The sequence below is a fragment of the Pseudomonas sp. 1L-C-7-B-C1 genome (assembly GCF_057291635.1).
This window is the reverse complement of the sequence record NZ_JBXAWH010000001.1, coordinates 325,279-340,889: the sequence shown is the minus strand read 5'-3', so window position 1 is coordinate 340,889 and position 15,611 is coordinate 325,279. Positions and strand designations below refer to the sequence as shown.

Below are 15,611 nucleotides of genomic sequence, written 5' to 3'. Positions count from 1 at the left end.
ACTCTACACCCGGTAATTAACCCAGCAGAGTTGCCCAGCCTTCAACCTCGTCGCCACCCCACTTGGCTTTCCACTCTTTCAGCGTCTTGTGGTTGCCGCCTTTGGTTTCGATGATTTCACCGTTGTGCGGGTTCTTGTATTGCTTGACCTTGCGAGCGCGTTTGGTGCCGACCGGCTTTACAGCAGCGCCACGTGGAGCCTTCATTTTCGAATCGGGATCCAGCAGTGCGATGATGTCGCGCAGGGATTTCTGATACTCGCCCATCAACGTGCGCAGTTTGCCTTCGAACTCAAGTTCTTTCTGCAGTTTGTCGTCTTGTTGCAGATTTTGCAGGCGTGCTTGCAATTCTTTGATGGCTTCTTCTGTTGCGCGGTATTCGTTGATCAGTGACATGGGGGGTACCTATGTTGTGATGGGCATGATGCGATGGCGCATAATAATCAGAGTGTTTGCGCAAGTAAACATTTAAGAAAAGTTTTGTCCGTAGCATTTTGAAATAGCCGCAGACTTATCCTCGATTCAGATACACATGTCGCGTTATACCGCGCCAATGACCTTACCGTTTTTAGTGAAGTATCTGGCGTCGAGTTTCTGCCGCCGATGGCCCTGTAGGGTACTTAAGCATTGACCTCGGCAGGGTGCGCTTTTTTGCCGCCTGAAATGAGTGTCATACAGGTACTGCACAGTCCATCGCTAATCGCTAGAATGGCCGCCTTTGCGAAGTTCTGGAGTTTTTCACATGCGCACTTTTCGTCTGGTGATTGCTTGCCCGGACCGTGTCGGTATCGTTGCCAAGGTCAGTAACTTTCTGGCATCGCACAACGGCTGGATTACTGAAGCGAGCCATCACTCTGACAACCTCAGCGGCTGGTTTTTCATGCGCCATGAAATCCGCGCCGATTCTCTGCCTTTCGACCTCGAAGGTTTTCGCCAAGCCTTCGCGCCCATCGCCGAAGAGTTTTCAATGGACTGGCGGATTACCGACTCTGCGCAGAAAAAACGCGTCGTGCTCATGGCAAGCCGGGAGTCCCATTGCCTGGCCGACCTGTTGCACCGCTGGCACAGCGATGAACTGTACTGTGAAATCGCCTGCGTGATTTCCAACCACCAGGACCTGCGCAGCATGGTCGAGTGGCACAACATTCCGTATTACCACGTGCCGGTTGATCCAAAAGACAAAGAGCCGGCGTTCGCCGAAGTCTCGCGTCTGGTCAAACAACATGAAGCCGACGTTGTTGTGCTGGCGCGTTACATGCAGATCCTGCCACCGCAACTGTGCCGGGAATACGCGCACCAGGTCATCAATATTCACCACAGCTTCCTGCCTTCGTTTGTCGGCGCCAAGCCGTATCACCAGGCGTCGCTGCGGGGCGTGAAACTGATCGGTGCTACTTGCCACTACGTCACCGAAGAACTGGACGCCGGTCCTATCATCGAGCAGGACGTGGTGCGCGTCAGCCATCGCGACAGCATCGAAAACATGGTGCGTTTCGGTCGCGACGTGGAAAAGATGGTGCTTGCTCGCGGCCTGCGCGCGCACCTGGAAGACCGCGTGCTGGTGCATGACAACAAGACAGTGGTCTTTGATTAAGAAGTGATCAGCCGGTTTTAATGTGCCGCTGAAGTTTCAGCGGCCCACTTCAACATGATTGTTTGCGAACAATCAGGCTTCTATGGCGAGACAGGCAGAACAACATGACCGACCCCCTCGACAGAGCCACTTCCAAAGCCCCGCCGACCCTTGGCGAGGGATGCCTGAGCCGTTATGACGTCGACGCAATGTCGCCGGAGGACGGAACGGACTTCGAGGAGGCCGAAGCATTATGGAAAGAGCTGACATCCGCCAGACCGCAAGACGAATCAGACGGTCTTGATCCGCAGTAACTTGTTCAACAGGGGGCGCCCGACCATCAACAGAAAAACCGGACCGCCCGCGACCAGATAGAAATAGTAGGTGACGATCCGCCAGATAAGGATCGCCGCCGCGGCCGTCGACTTGCCCACCATCGGCGCCAACAAGGCCGCCGACGTCAACTCCGCCGCCCCGGCACCGCCCGGCGACAGGCTGAACTGCCCGGCGCTCAACGACAGCATCTGCACCAGGAACGTCCACGCCCAGTCGATGTTCACGCCCAGCCCTTGCAGCGCCAGGTACAACACGCTGTAACGCAAACTCCAGTGCACGCAGGTCAACGCAAACACCTGCAGCAGGATGCGATGGGGCATCTTCCAGGTTTCAGCCAGGGCGTCGCGAAAGTGCAGCAGCTTGCGCGCCCAGCGAATACGCGTGGTGTTCTTGCGTTTCAGGCGCTTGAGCACGCGGCCGTTGAACAGAATGATGCGTCGGTGATACCGCGCGAAACCCGCGCACGCACAAAGCCCGGCACCGATCAGCAGGGCGCTGGCAATGAGCATCCATTCCAGATTTTCGCTGAGCTGGTGGAACACTGCGTAAATCAGGATGCCGATCAGCGCGAGCAGGAAAAACACCAGATCCATTAGCTGGTCAGTGGCGAAGGCCGCTGTGCTTTTCGCCGGGCCGATGCCACTGCGCGAGAGCAGTGCAACGAGTGTCAACGGGGCGCCGCTGCCCCCGGGCGTCGCGCAGTAGGCGAACTCCGTGGCCATCACCACAGCCAGGCTTTTGCGCATGCCGAGCCCGCTGGCAGCGTCGCCAAGCAGCAGGCGCAGGCGCATCGTGTTCATGCACCAGCCCACCAGCACCATGACAAACATGCCGATCAGGAGCATCACCGGGAAGTTGCGCAGGCGATGAAACATGTCTGCGCCGCCCATAAAGAACGGAATCAGCAGGGCGAGTATCAGCGCTGCTGCGAGCCAGCCAAGTCGCCTCACGCCGCAGACCTGGCGGCATTCAGCCCCTGTAACCAGGCAAATTTGCTCGTCGGCGTACGGCCGTCGCTGAGCAAGCGCTCAAGGGCTTGCAGCCAGTAACGACGGGAAAAATTGTGGCGCATGTCTACAGGGTGCAGACCCAGACGAATAGTTGCGGCGTTGTGCAATTGAGCCTCACGGTGGTTGCTGACGATCTTCGATACGCCCCGGCGCCATGCGCTGCGAGCGCTCCAGACGATGCCGGGTGCATCGATCTCGGAAAAGTCCGGCAGACGATACAAGTGTTGGGCATCACTTGTGTAGTCCAACGGCAATTTTCGAAGGGCATCACGTGTGCCTTTGCTCATCAGCCAGGCCGGGGCAACGAATCCGTGCAGCGGCCAGTCGTTGCGCCGGAATACTTCCATGCCGGCTTCCAGTCGCTGCATCGCCTGCTGCTCGTTGAGGGTGTAGAACTCGCCTTCCCAGGTGTAGATGCGCCGCATGAAAAAATCCTGCGGCGTGCGCGGCGCGGGGCTGTCGTCGCAGTGGTAATAACCGTGCAGCGCCAGTTCATCGCCACGTGCAAGACGGTCGTGCATCACCCGCTGGAAGTCCGGGTTGGCGTCGATGGAGTTCTGCTTGTGAAAGTCTGGCACCACCAGCCAGGTAATGGGCACGTTTCCCAGTGCATCGACGGCTTCTACAAACGGACGATAATCCGGCCAGGTTTGTGGCGCCACGTCATGGAGCACCAGCATCAAGCTGCGCTGGGTGATTGCAGGAATGTCACCCATGGGCATAGACCGGCTGATGGGCGCCGAGGACTGCCTGATAATGCCCGAGTAAACCGGTGACCACGGTGTCCCACGCGTAGTGCGTCTCCACATGACGCCGCGCCTGTGCGCCTCGGCGTGCCGAGTCCTCTGCAAACAGTTGGCGCACCGCTGCCGCCATGGCCAGCGGATGATTGGGTTCGCACAGCAGGCCGCAGTGCGCGGGGATGATTTCGCGGAACGCCCCGGCATCCACTGCGACCACTGGAATTCCGCTGGCCATGGCTTCAATCACCACCAGGCCGAAGGTTTCCTGATCCCCGGCATGCACCAGCGCATCAGCACTCGCCAGCAGCCGCGCGACTTCGGCGGTCGGGCGGAATTTATCCACAACCGTCACATTCGCTGGCACGCCGGTCGGCATATGAGAGCCCACTAGCACCAAGTGGTAATCCGCACCCAGCGCCTTCATGCAGTCCAGCAGAACCGTCAGGTTTTTTTCTTTCGAACCTCGTCCGGCGAAGATAAGCAGGTGTGTTTCTTCCGACAGGCCCAACTCGGCCTTGAGACCGGCGTCTCGCCGAGAGGGATGAAACGTCTGCAGATCAACCCCCAACGGCTGCACATGTACATTCCTGACACCGAGACGGATCAGCTTGTCCGCCATCGCCGCGCTCGGCGCGAGCACCCGGTCGAAGTTGCCGTAGAGTTTGCTCACGTAATTCTCGACATTGGCGCCCAGCCAGGTGCCGACGCGGTTGCGCACCAGCAGCGGCAGGTCGGAGTGGTAGAAGCCAATCACCGGCACGTCCAGCTGGCGTCGGGCGTCCAGTGCTGCCCAGGCGGTCAGGTAAGGGTCGCCGACTTCGATCAGGTCGGGTCGCAGGCTTCGCAGGGCATCTCGCCAGGGACCCACGCGCAGCGGAAAACGGTAGCCGTTGCCAAACGGCACAGGCGGCGCCGGCACACGGTATACGCCGTCCTCATGACTGCGTTGCGGTCCGGGAATCAGCAGGCTGTGTCGCACGCCCGGGTATTGCGCGAGGCGACGGTGTTTGTCGTCCAGATAGGTGCGCACGCCACCGCTGGCAGGGGCGTAGAACATGGTCATGTCAGCGATATGCACAGTAAGGCTCCGTCCGGTGGTCGGTACTTGCGGTTGACCATCCACAGATACAGATGTTCGGTTTCAGATCATCGCACCCATGCCCATGGGTGGGCGCCGCAACGCTTGCGCTAGAGTAGAGAAGGGGCCTTGGGGCTGATCAGCGGTGGCGGTCCATTCGGACCGTTGCCGCAGTGCCCTCGGGATTATCAAATGCGACGCTTGGGTGAACCGATGGCTGACTCACAACAGATTCTTATTGGCGCTGACCTGAAGGGCCAGCCGATTGGGCAGGCGATGCGTCTGGCCAATCGTCACGGACTGGTGGCCGGCGCGACGGGCACCGGGAAAACTGTCACGCTGCAGCGCCTGGCGGAAGTGTTCAGCGATGCCGGCGTGGCCGTCTTCGCGGCCGACATCAAGGGGGATCTCTGCGGGCTCGGCGCTGCAGGCGAACCTCAAGGCAAGATCGCCGAGCGCATTGCCGGTATGCCCTGGCTGCACCATACACCTCAGGGCTATCCGGTAACACTGTGGGATGTGCACGGTGAAACGGGCCATCCGTTACGCACGACGTTATCGGAAATGGGGCCGCTGCTGTTGGGAAGTCTGCTGGAATTGACGGACAGCCAGCAGTCGGCGCTCTACGCCGCGTTCAAGGTGGCGGATCGGGAAGGGCTGTTGTTGCTGGACATCAAGGACCTCAAGGCGCTGCTCAATCATCTGCGCGACAACCCCGAAGTACTCGGCGATGACAGCGCGCTGATGACGACGGGGTCGAGTCAGGCGCTGCTGCGTCGGCTGGCCGTCCTTGAGCAGCAGGGCGCCGAGGCCTTGTTCGGTGAGCCGGCGCTGCAACTGGAAGACATTCTGCAGCCTGCAAGCGACGGCCGCGGGCAGATTCATTTGCTGGATGCCAGCCGGCTGGTGCACGAGTCGCCGAAGGTCTACGCCACCTTCCTGCTGTGGCTGCTGGCCGAGCTGTTCGAGCAATTGCCCGAGCGCGGCGATGCCGATAAACCCTTGCTGGCGCTGTTCTTCGACGAAGCGCATTTGCTGTTCGCGGATACGCCAAAGGCGCTGCAGGAGCGGCTGGAGCAAGTGGTGCGGCTGATTCGCTCGAAAGGCGTCGGCGTGTATTTTGTCACCCAGTCTCCCGGGGATCTGCCGGACACGATTCTGGCCCAGCTCGGTTTGCGCATTCAGCATGGCCTGCGCGCGTTCACCAGCAAGGAGCAGCGATCGCTGAAGGCCGTCGCGGACGGTTTCCGCCCCAATCCCGAGTTCGACGCGCTCTCGGTGCTGACCGAACTGGGCATCGGTGAGGCGCTGGTGGGCACGCTGCAGGACAAGGGCACGCCTGAAATGGTCCAGCGGGTGCTGGTTGCCCCGCCGCAATCGCGCATCGGGCCGTTGACCCAGGCTGAACGCGCCGCCCTGATGGCCCGGTCGCCACTGGCCGGTCGTTACGACAAGCCCGTGGATCGCGAATCAGCCTACGAAATGCTGCTGGCGCGCAAAGGCGCTTCGACGGACCCCGCGCAAAAACTGCCCGCCGAGGAGAAGTCAGAAGGCGGCTTTGCCGACATGGCCGGTGGTTTTCTGGGTGGTTTGGCGGGGCAGGCGGTCAAGAGCGCGATGCGCCAGGCCGCGACCCAGATCGGTCGCGAGCTGGTACGGGGATTGATGGGCTCGTTGCTGGGCGGTGGTAAAAAACGCCGCTAAAACCTTCGCCCACACGCTCATCCCGATGAACACCTCGCTGATCTCGCACCCACAAAAAAGCCCATTCAATGAATGGGCTTCTTCAGATCATGCCGTGCAGTCAGGTCAGGCCAGCGCTTTGGACGCCAGCCAGAATAACCCTGCCGACAGCGCGACCGTGGCGGGCAGGGTCAACACCCACGCCAGCAGAATGTTACGTACGGTGCCGCCTTGCAGGCCGCTTTTGTTCGCCACCATGGTCCCGGCCACGCCGGACGACAGGATGTGAGTGGTCGAAACCGGCAGGCTGAACACGTTGGCCAGCGCAATGGCGCTCGCGGTGGTGATCTGAGCGGACATGCCCTGCGCGTAGGTCATGCCTTGCTTGCCGATCTTCTCGCCGATGGTCAGCACCACACGTTTCCAGCCGACCATGGTGCCAATGCCCAGCGCCAGAGCAACGGCGAAGATCACCCAGAACGGCGCGTATTCAGTGGTGGCGGTCAGGTCCTTGCGCAGCTTCTCCAGATCGGATTTTTCACGGGCATCCAGCGCCGGCAGCTTGCCGACCTTGCGTGCCGTGTCGTCCAGGCACAGCAGGTAACGACGCACTTCGATGCGACGCTCCGGTGCGAGGCTGTGGTAGTCATTGACGCCCTTGAGGTTGCTCAACAGCGCATCAATGGTCGGCTCGGTCTGCTCGGGGTTGCAGCTGAAGCGCTCAGGCAAGTCGCCCGCCGCTGATTTACCCAGTGCCAGGTACTCGCCCAGCGTCGCGTTGTTGCGCTGGTAAAACTGGCTCAGGTGCTGGGTCGCGTCGCGGGTGCGTTCGATCTGGTAAGTCGTGGTGCTCAGGTCCAGCACGAACTGCGCCGGGACGATACCGATGAGCACCAGCATGATCAGACCAATGCCTTTCTGGCCATCATTGGAACCGTGCACGAAGCTCACCGCCATCGCGGAAATCACCAAAACCAGGCGATTCCAGAATGGAGGGTGTTTTTTGTCATCGAGCTTGCGGCGTTGTTCCGGGGTCTTGTGCATCTTGGACAGGGGACGCCAGGCTTTGAGACCCAACAACACCAGACCTGCCACGATGAAACCGGCCAGTGGCGAAAACACCAGCGAAGCGCCGATGTCGATCGCTTTCTGCCAGTTCACGCCTTCGCCCAGCGGGATGTTGTTGATCAGCGCATTGGCCAGACCGACACCCAGAATCGAACCGATCAACGTGTGGGAGCTGGACGCCGGGATACCGAAGTACCAGGTGCCGAGGTTCCAGGTGATGGCCGCAGCCAGCAGCGAGAACACCATGGCCAGACCATGACCGGTGTTGACGTTGATCAATAACTCGACCGGAAGCAGATGGACGATGGCATATGCCACGCCGACGCCACCCAGGAGCACCCCGAGGAAATTGAACACGCCCGAGAAAAAGACTGCCAGATGGGGCGGCATGGCCTTGGTGTAAATGACTGTCGCCACCGCGTTGGCGGTGTCATGAAAGCCATTGATGAACTCGAAGGTGAGGACAAACGCCAGGGCGAGCAACAGGCTCACAATTACCCAAGCATCCAGTCCGCTGAATAGATCGATCATGGAAGGTTTTCTGACCCGGTCTTAAGGGGGCGGGATTATGACAGAAAAAAAACTGCGCGATAGGCGCGCGGATCATTGGTAGCAAACGGCAACCCAATTTCTGTCTCATCAGCCCGTGACTTCCTGTCCGGAATGACGGTGCGAAGCCCCCCTGAATCAGGGTCGACTCTATTAAGCCCGGTCTTTCAAGCAACAGCGGGTTCGCCGTCGGCTGCCTGGGTCAGCGACAGGCAAGCTACCTGCTCAAGGCTCTTCCTTGAGTTCTTCTTCCATCTTTTGCAGTTCTTGCTTGAAAGCCTGATCGAGCAGGCTCGCCCGCTTGCGCCACGGCTTGCGTTCTGGCTCGGGCTGAGCGGCGTATGTTGTGACTTCGCCGCCGTAAACTTCCTTGTAACGTTGTTCCTGGCGCTCTAATTCTGCGCGCAGTTCATCTTTGGTCACGTTAATACCTGATCGGTTGAGTTTAATCCCGGTGCTGACGCCGAGTCTGAAAATGTCGGGCCTGACGATCGCACTGTATCGGATCAGGAATAACCATCGGGCAGGAGCGCTGCGCAAGATGATTCACACTTCAAACAGGGGCGGCTACGTACACCGGAATGACAAAACTGTCGTAGCAACATTCTTTATTGATTGTCTGCAGGATGGCAAATGACCGTGGTATTGGCCTGCCGCCGCCGAACATTGCGATCGAATCGGGCAATGCCTACGTGAGTTTGGATCCATGCCGAATGGGCGAGGGGGATTAAACCACGCGATAGCGTTCCGGAGCTTCAATGGCGGTCACTATCGCGAAGATGCGCAGGCGAGTCAACTGTCGAGAGTGTCGCAGTCGAGCAATGGAGGATTTATACCTTTTTTATGTACGAAGGTTCCTAAGTTGCACATTCGGTTTTACGTCAGAACTTTGTGAGTCAAATGTTTAACGCGACAGGCAGTTTTCTGGCGACGTAAATTCTCGGGTATGAAGGTGCGAATAGCAGAGGTGTATTTATTTGGTTACAGATAACGCGGAGAGGGAAACAAAACGGCCTTGCGATTAGCAAGGCCGTGCCCGGGACTTCTCAGTGGGTACCTGACCAGTAATCCAAAGAAGCCTCATGGCAGGGTGAAAGGTATAAGCAACGGTGCGGCTGGTCAATTGCGATTATCGCCCACTCGTTCGATAATCGCCCAAAGCTCACTTGCCGTGGCTCTGAAAACAGGCGAGAGTGGCGGTCTACAAGGCTTCCGCGGCCACGACGAACGGTGTCAGCATGAACGACCAATTGCGTAATTCTTTCACGTCACTTGCGCCGCCGATTGTTGCGTCCCCTGCTAAAAGGATTCAGGCGCTCACCGGTGATCCGGACTTCATGACCTCGCTGGCGCGGGGGTTGGCCGTCATTCATGCGTTTCAAGAGCGCAAGCGGCACCTGACCATCGCCCAGATCAGCCACCGCACGGAAATCCCCAGGGCTGCGGTTCGTCGTTGCCTGCACACACTCATCAAACTGGGTTACGCCACTACGGACGGGCGAACGTACTCGCTTCTGCCTAAGGTGCTGACGCTCGGCCATGCGTACCTGTCGTCCACACCCCTGGCGGTTTCGTCGCAGCCGTATCTGGACCGCATGAGTGATCAGCTGCACGAGGCCTGCAACATGGCCACGCTGGAAGGCGACGACATTCTTTACATTGCGCGCTCGGCCACGACTCAGCGACTGATCTCCGTGGATCTGGCGGTGGGCGGGCGTTTGCCGGCTTACTGCACGTCCATGGGCAGGATTTTGCTGGCAGCGCTGGACGATGTGTCGTTGCAGGAATACCTCGACCACGTGGATCTGCAACCCAAAACCAGTCGCACCCTGCGCACCCCCGAGGCCTTGCTCGAATGCTTGCAGCAAGTGCGGCAGCAGGGCTGGTGCATTGTCGATCAGGAACTGGAGCAGGGTTTGCGTTCCATTGCCGTGCCGGTCTACGACGCATCGGGTCAGGTGCTCGCGGCGCTGAATGTCAGCACCAGTGCAGGCCGAGTGGCGCGCAATGACCTGGAGCAGAAGTTTTTGCCGATCATGCTGAATGCCAGCCGTGACCTGAGCACGCAGCTGTTTACCTGACGGCTAAAAAGCGGTGAGACCGTAGCTGGCTCCGGTCTCCACTAACCGTTCGGTGATCGAACACTTAGTCGGTTATCGGATTGTCCCGTCCTTTGCCCAGGCATAACCTCATTCTCAACGCCAAGCCGTCAAGGGCATGGCAACCGAGTGTGAACCTGGAGCACCCCATGGCTGCAATTCTTTCCCTCCACGAGGCTGTGAAGCAGTTCGTCAACGATGGCGACACCGTTGCACTGGAAGGCTTTACCCACCTGATTCCTACAGCAGCTGGCCATGAACTCATCCGTCAGAAAAAGAAAGATCTGACGCTGGTGCGCATGACGCCCGATCTGATCTATGACCAGTTGATCGGCGCAGGCTGTGCGAGACGTCTGATTTTCTCGTGGGGCGGTAACCCCGGGGTTGGCTCGTTGCATCGGCTTCGTGATGCCGTCGAACGGCAATGGCCGCAGCCCACGGAGATTGAAGAACACAGCCACGCCGACCTCGCCAACGCGTACGTGGCGGGCGCGTCCGGTTTGCCGTTCGCGGTGCTGCGCGCCTACGCCGGTTCCGATCTGCCGAAGGTGAACCCGCTGATCAAATCCGTCACATGCCCGTTCACCGGAGAAGTGCTGGCGGCGGTGCCCGCGGTACGCCCCGACGTCACGGTGATCCACGCGCAGAAAGCCGACCGCAAAGGCAACGTGCTGCTGTGGGGCATTCTCGGGGTACAGAAAGAGGCAGCGTTGGCGGCCAAGCGCTGCATCGTCACGGTCGAGGAAATTGTCGATGACCTCAAGGCGCCGATGAACGCCTGCGTGCTGCCAACCTGGGCGCTAAGTGCCGTGTGCGTCGTGCCGGGCGGGGCGCATCCTTCCTACGCCCACGGTTACTACGAACGCGATAACCGTTTCTATCAGGCATGGGACGCCATCGCCCGCGACCGTCAGGCGTTTACCGCCTGGATCGACGAATACATCCATGGCACCCGTGACTTCAGTGAGTTCAAGGACAAGCTGGCCCACGCGGCGGAGGCTCACCAATGACTTATTCCACCAGCGAAATGATGACCGTCGCCGCCGCGCGCCGGTTGAAAAACGGCGCCGTGTGTTTCGTTGGCATCGGTCTGCCCTCGAAAGCGGCCAATCTGGCGCGCCTCACTTCCTCACCTGACGTCGTACTGATTTACGAATCAGGGCCAATCGGCGCCAAGCCAGACGTGCTGCCGCTGTCCATCGGTGACGGCGAACTGGCGGAAACCGCTGACACCGTGGTGTCCACCAGCGAGATATTCCGTTACTGGCTGCAGGGCGGGCGTGTCGATGTCGGTTTTCTTGGCGCGGCCCAGGTCGACCGTTTCGGCAACATCAACACCACTGTCGTCGGCGATTATCACCACCCGAAAGTGCGCCTGCCGGGTGCGGGGGGCGCGCCGGAAATTGCAGGCTCGGCCAAAGAAGTGCTGATCATCCTCAAGCAGTCGCCACGGACATTCGTCAACACGCTGGACTTCCTGACCTCGGTCGGCCACGGCGAAGGGGGCGACTCCCGAAAACGCCTCGGCCTGCCGGGGGCCGGGCCGGTCGGCATCATCACCGACCTGTGCATCATGGAGCCGGAGGAGGGCACCCACGAATTCGTCGTGACCACGCTGCACCCCGGCGTGACCCGCGAGCAGGTGATCGCCGCCACCGGTTGGGACCTGCGCTTTGCCGACACGGTCGTGCAATCCGACGCGCCTACCACGTACGAACTGACCGCGTTGCGTGATCTGGAGGCGCGGACCGCTGCCGCCCATGGCCAGGCCCCGGGAGAAGCATGATGCGCGACGTATTTATCTGCGACGCGATTCGCACCCCTATCGGCCGTTTTGGCGGCGCCCTGGCGACTGTTCGTGCGGATGATCTGGCAGCGTTGCCCATAAAAGCCCTGATGGCGCGCAATCCGTTGGTCAACTGGAATGAGCTGGACGAAGTGTTCCTCGGCTGCGCCAATCAGGCGGGGGAAGACAACCGCAACGTCGCGCGCATGGCGGCGCTGTTGGCCGGCTTGCCAGCGACTGTGCCGGGCGTGACCCTCAATCGCTTGTGCGCTTCAGGCATGGACGCGGTGGGTTCTGCGTTCCGCGCCATTGCTTGCGGCGAGATGGAGCTGGCCATTGCCGGCGGCGTCGAGTCCATGTCCCGTGCGCCGTTTGTGATGGGCAAGGCCGACACGGCATTCGGCCGCGGGCAGAAGCTGGAAGACACCACCCTGGGCTGGCGTTTCGTCAATCCGCACATGAAAGACCAGTACGGCGTTGAGACCATGCCGCAGACCGGCGACAACGTCGCTGAGGATTTCGGCGTCTCCCGGGAGGATCAGGACGCGTTTGCCCTGCGCAGCCAGCAGCGCACGGCCGCGGCTCAGGCCGCGGGCTTCTTCGTCGAGGAGATCGTGCCCGTGCGCATCGCCCACAAAAAAGGCGAGACCGTCGTCGACATCGACGAGCACCCCCGTGCCGACACCAGCCTTGAGGCGCTCGCCAAGCTGAAGCCGGTCAACGGGCCTGGCAAAACGGTCACGGCCGGCAACGCCGCGGGCCTGAACGACGGCGCGGCGGCGATGATTCTGGCGTCCGCCGAAGCCGTCAAGAAGCACGGCCTGACGCCGCGCGCTCGCGTGCTGGGGATGGCCAGTGCCGGCGTGGAACCCCGCGTCATGGGCATCGGTCCGGTCCCGGCGGTGCGCAAGCTGGTGGCACGGCTAGGTCTGGCGCTCAGTGATTTCGACGTCATTGAGCTCAACGAAGCGTTCGCCAGCCAAGGCCTGGCGGTCTTGCGTGAACTTGGCATTGCTGACGATTCACCCAAGGTGAACCCGAACGGCGGGTCGATCTCCCTAGGGCATCCGCTCGGCATGAGCGGCGCGCGGCTGGTGCTGACGGCGTTGCATCAGCTGGAGAAAACCGGCGGCAGCAAAGCGCTGGCCACGATGTGCGTTGGCGTGGGACAAGGCCTGGCCCTTGCGATAGCGCGCTAAACGACCTTCCTGGGAATCAGCCACCCGAGTCATCGGTTGCCTCTGCGAAAGGGGCAACTTGCTGACTTGGGTGGTTGTCCTTGTGATGTCGAAACGTTACTGCTTAAGTCTAAATGTTGCAGGTTATGTCTTAGACTGGCTGACCTTACTAACACCTGGGGAGATAATAATGACAACGACTCACTACACCGGCGAAGAACGGCGCAAGCGGATCTTCGCCATCGTCGGGGCCTCATCGGGCAACCTCGTCGAATGGTTCGACTTCTACGTCTACGCCTTCTGCGCCATCTACTTCGCGCCTGCGTTTTTTCCTTCCGACGACCCGACCGTTCAACTGCTCAACACCGCGGGCGTATTCGCCGCAGGCTTCCTGATGCGTCCCATCGGCGGCTGGCTGTTCGGTCGCGTGGCGGACAAACATGGCCGCAAGAACTCGATGATGATTTCCGTGCTGATGATGTGCGCGGGATCGCTGGTCATCGCCTGTCTGCCCACCTATGCAACCATCGGTGCCTGGGCGCCGTTTCTGCTGCTGATGGCGCGCCTGTTCCAAGGCCTGTCGGTGGGCGGCGAATACGGCACCACGGCCACCTACATGAGCGAAGTCGCATTGCGGGGGCAGCGCGGGTTTTTCGCTTCGTTTCAGTACGTGACGCTGATTGGCGGCCAGCTGTTGGCCGTACTGACCGTGGTCATCCTGCAGCAGTTTCTCAGTGCCGATGAGCTCAAAGCCTACGGCTGGCGCATCCCGTTCGTGGTCGGTGCGGTGGCGGCGGTGATTTCGCTGGTGCTGCGCCGCTCGCTGAAAGAAACCACCACCGCCGAAGTCCGTCAGAACAAGGATGCGGGCAGCATGTCTGCCCTGTTCCGCGATCACAAAGCGGCGTTCATCACCGTGCTGGGCTACACCGCCGGTGGCTCGCTGATTTTCTACACCTTCACCACGTACATGCAGAAATACCTGGTGAACACCGTGCACATGGATGCCAAGGTCGCGAGCTATATCATGACCGGCGCGCTGTTCCTGTACATGTGCATGCAGCCGGTGTTCGGCATGCTCGCCGACAAAATCGGCCGTCGCGCTTCGATGCTGTGGTTCGGCGGGCTGGGCACGCTGTGCACGGTGCCGCTGCTACTGACCTTGAAAACCACCACCAGCCCGATCATCGCCTTCGTGCTGATCACCCTGGCCCTGGCGATCGTCAGTTTCTACACCTCCATCAGCGGCCTGGTGAAAGCCGAGATGTTCCCGGTTCAGGTTCGGGCGCTGGGCGTCGGCCTGGCCTATGCCGTGGCGAATGCGATCTTCGGCGGCTCGGCGGAATACGTGGCCTTGGGTCTTAAGAACATGGGCATGGAAAACACCTTCTACTGGTACGTGACTGCGATGATGGCGATTGCTTTCCTGTTCAGCCTGCGACTGCCGAAGAAGCCTGCTTACCTGCACGAAGATCACTGATCCCGGACCTTGGAGCCCGCGTCTTTGCACGGCGCGAGCTGTCCACGTTCATCACACTTATTCCACGTGTTTCACGGAGCGACTGCCATGGCGTTCGTACAACTTGAAGACGGTGAGCTGCATTATGAAATTGATGGGCGAGAGGATGCGCCAGTGCTGGTGCTGTCCAACTCGCTGGGCACTGACCTGCATATGTGGGACGCGCAGATTCCGGCGCTGAGCAAGTCATTCCGCGTCGTGCGTTACGACACCCGCGGCCACGGTCAGTCCCTCGTCACCCAAGGGCCTTACACCATCGAACAGCTGGGACGAGACGTGCTGGCGCTGCTTGATGGGTTGAAGGTCGACCGCGCGCACTTTTGTGGACTGTCCATGGGTGGCTTGATCGGTCAGTGGCTGGGCATTCATGCCAACGATCGGCTGCACAAGCTGGTGCTGTGCAACACCGCTGCGAAGATCGGCGACACGGAAACGTGGGCGCCGCGCATCGCCCAGGTGGAGAAGGGCGGTGAGCGGGCCATGAAGGAAATGGGCGCTGGCGCTGTAGGGCGTTGGTTCACGCCTGACTTTGCCAGTCAGCACGCCGACAAGGTCACGCCGGTCACCGACGTGCTGGCGGCAACCTCTCCGCTGGGTTACGCCGCCTGCTGCGCGGCTGTCCGGGATGCCGATCTGCGCAAGGAAGTCGGTTCGATCACCGTGCCCACGCTGATCATCTGCGGCAGCCATGACGGCGTCACCACGGTGGCGGACGGGCACTTTCTGCAGAACCACATCCACGGCAGCGAGCTTTCCGACTATTACGCGGCGCACCTGTCCAGTGTTGAACTGGGTGAAGTCTTTGCACTGCGTGTGACGGAGTTTTTGTTGGCGTGAGGTCTGCTTGCTGGGGGGGGGCGAGCCGTAAAATAGGCCCCGTCGGAGATCACTTGTTGTCCGGCAACTGCGGTCGCGCGGCAAACACCGTACTTGTGGGAGTGAGCTTGCTCACGAGAGCGGCATTCCAGCCACTGAAGATGTAGTGGATTTG

The 15,611-nt window shown here is 60.3% G+C and carries 15 protein-coding genes; 9 read left to right on the top strand and 6 right to left on the bottom strand.

Annotated features, from left to right (window positions below; genetic code table 11):
• Nucleotides 1-16: 16 nt before the first annotated feature.
• Complete coding sequence (gene mvaT, locus AC0Z8Z_RS01535) at nt 17-394, bottom strand: histone-like nucleoid-structuring protein MvaT (protein WP_122535995.1); 378 nt, start codon at nt 392-394, stop codon at nt 17-19.
• Nucleotides 395-740: 346 nt separating this feature from the next.
• Between mvaT and purU the strand changes: the two genes are divergently transcribed.
• Both purU and AC0Z8Z_RS01525 read left to right on the top strand, forming a co-directional pair.
• Entirely contained in the window at nt 741-1,592 is an 852-nt protein-coding gene (gene purU / locus AC0Z8Z_RS01530; protein ID WP_122622430.1) for a formyltetrahydrofolate deformylase, read from the top strand.
• A 104-nt stretch (nt 1,593-1,696) separates the two neighbouring features.
• The gene (locus AC0Z8Z_RS01525; protein WP_485617548.1) at nt 1,697-1,885 is read left to right on the top strand and encodes a hypothetical protein; all 189 of its coding nucleotides are present in this window, start codon (nt 1,697-1,699) and stop codon (nt 1,883-1,885) included.
• On the opposite strand, the gene gpgF is transcribed toward AC0Z8Z_RS01525, so the two are convergent.
• The 3 genes from gpgF to gpgS are packed head-to-tail and all read right to left on the bottom strand — an operon-like array spanning nt 1,862 to nt 4,738.
• Nucleotides 1,862-2,857: a glucosaminyl phosphatidylglycerol flippase gene (gpgF, locus tag AC0Z8Z_RS01520; protein ID WP_122622428.1), complete on the bottom strand. Its 996-nt coding sequence runs from the start codon at nt 2,855-2,857 to the stop codon at nt 1,862-1,864. The two genes, AC0Z8Z_RS01525 and gpgF, sit on opposite strands and share 24 nt — an antisense overlap.
• A complete protein-coding gene (gene gpgD / locus AC0Z8Z_RS01515; RefSeq protein ID WP_420793017.1) occupies nt 2,854-3,615 on the bottom strand; it encodes an N-acetylglucosaminyl phosphatidylglycerol deacetylase in 762 nt (253 codons plus the stop codon). Before gpgD ends, gpgF begins: the two co-directional genes overlap by 4 nt.
• A gap of 10 nt (nt 3,616-3,625) precedes the next feature.
• On the bottom strand, nt 3,626-4,738 hold the full coding sequence (gene gpgS, locus AC0Z8Z_RS01510; RefSeq protein WP_485617547.1) for an N-acetylglucosaminyl phosphatidylglycerol synthase: 1,113 nt from the start codon (nt 4,736-4,738) through the stop codon (nt 3,626-3,628).
• Between the two features lie 213 nt (nt 4,739-4,951).
• Here gpgS and AC0Z8Z_RS01505 point away from each other — a divergent pair, with 213 nt between their 5' ends.
• Entirely contained in the window at nt 4,952-6,442 is a 1,491-nt protein-coding gene (locus AC0Z8Z_RS01505; protein ID WP_485617545.1) for a helicase HerA-like domain-containing protein, read from the top strand.
• Between the two features lie 105 nt (nt 6,443-6,547).
• Here the strand turns inward: AC0Z8Z_RS01505 and AC0Z8Z_RS01500 are convergent, their stop codons facing one another.
• A complete protein-coding gene (locus tag AC0Z8Z_RS01500; RefSeq protein WP_065992277.1) occupies nt 6,548-8,020 on the bottom strand; it encodes an inorganic phosphate transporter in 1,473 nt (490 codons plus the stop codon).
• Nucleotides 8,021-8,263: 243 nt separating this feature from the next.
• A complete protein-coding gene (locus tag AC0Z8Z_RS01495) occupies nt 8,264-8,461 on the bottom strand; it encodes a hypothetical protein (protein ID WP_037014498.1) in 198 nt (65 codons plus the stop codon).
• A gap of 815 nt (nt 8,462-9,276) precedes the next feature.
• Between AC0Z8Z_RS01495 and pcaR the strand changes: the two genes are divergently transcribed.
• The 6 genes from pcaR (at nt 9,277) to pcaD (ending at nt 15,457) form a co-directional block, all read left to right on the top strand.
• A complete protein-coding gene (gene pcaR / locus AC0Z8Z_RS01490; RefSeq protein WP_485617543.1) occupies nt 9,277-10,119 on the top strand; it encodes a pca regulon transcriptional regulator PcaR in 843 nt (280 codons plus the stop codon).
• Nucleotides 10,120-10,286: 167 nt separating this feature from the next.
• Entirely contained in the window at nt 10,287-11,147 is an 861-nt protein-coding gene (locus AC0Z8Z_RS01485; protein WP_485617541.1) for a CoA transferase subunit A, read from the top strand.
• Nucleotides 11,144-11,923 (top strand): CoA-transferase subunit beta, encoded by a 780-nt coding sequence (locus AC0Z8Z_RS01480; RefSeq protein ID WP_485617539.1) that lies wholly within the window; start codon nt 11,144-11,146, stop codon nt 11,921-11,923. The genes AC0Z8Z_RS01485 and AC0Z8Z_RS01480 overlap by 4 nt, the downstream gene beginning before the upstream one ends.
• Nucleotides 11,920-13,122 (top strand): 3-oxoadipyl-CoA thiolase, encoded by a 1,203-nt coding sequence (gene pcaF / locus AC0Z8Z_RS01475; protein ID WP_485617537.1) that lies wholly within the window; start codon nt 11,920-11,922, stop codon nt 13,120-13,122. The genes AC0Z8Z_RS01480 and pcaF overlap by 4 nt, the downstream gene beginning before the upstream one ends.
• A gap of 169 nt (nt 13,123-13,291) precedes the next feature.
• Nucleotides 13,292-14,581 carry an MFS family transporter gene (locus tag AC0Z8Z_RS01470; protein ID WP_485617535.1) on the top strand — a complete coding sequence of 430 codons (1,290 nt, stop codon included), beginning with the start codon at nt 13,292-13,294 and terminating at the stop codon, nt 14,579-14,581.
• Nucleotides 14,582-14,668: 87 nt separating this feature from the next.
• Entirely contained in the window at nt 14,669-15,457 is a 789-nt protein-coding gene (gene pcaD / locus AC0Z8Z_RS01465; protein WP_485617533.1) for a 3-oxoadipate enol-lactonase, read from the top strand.
• Nucleotides 15,458-15,611 lie beyond the last annotated feature (154 nt).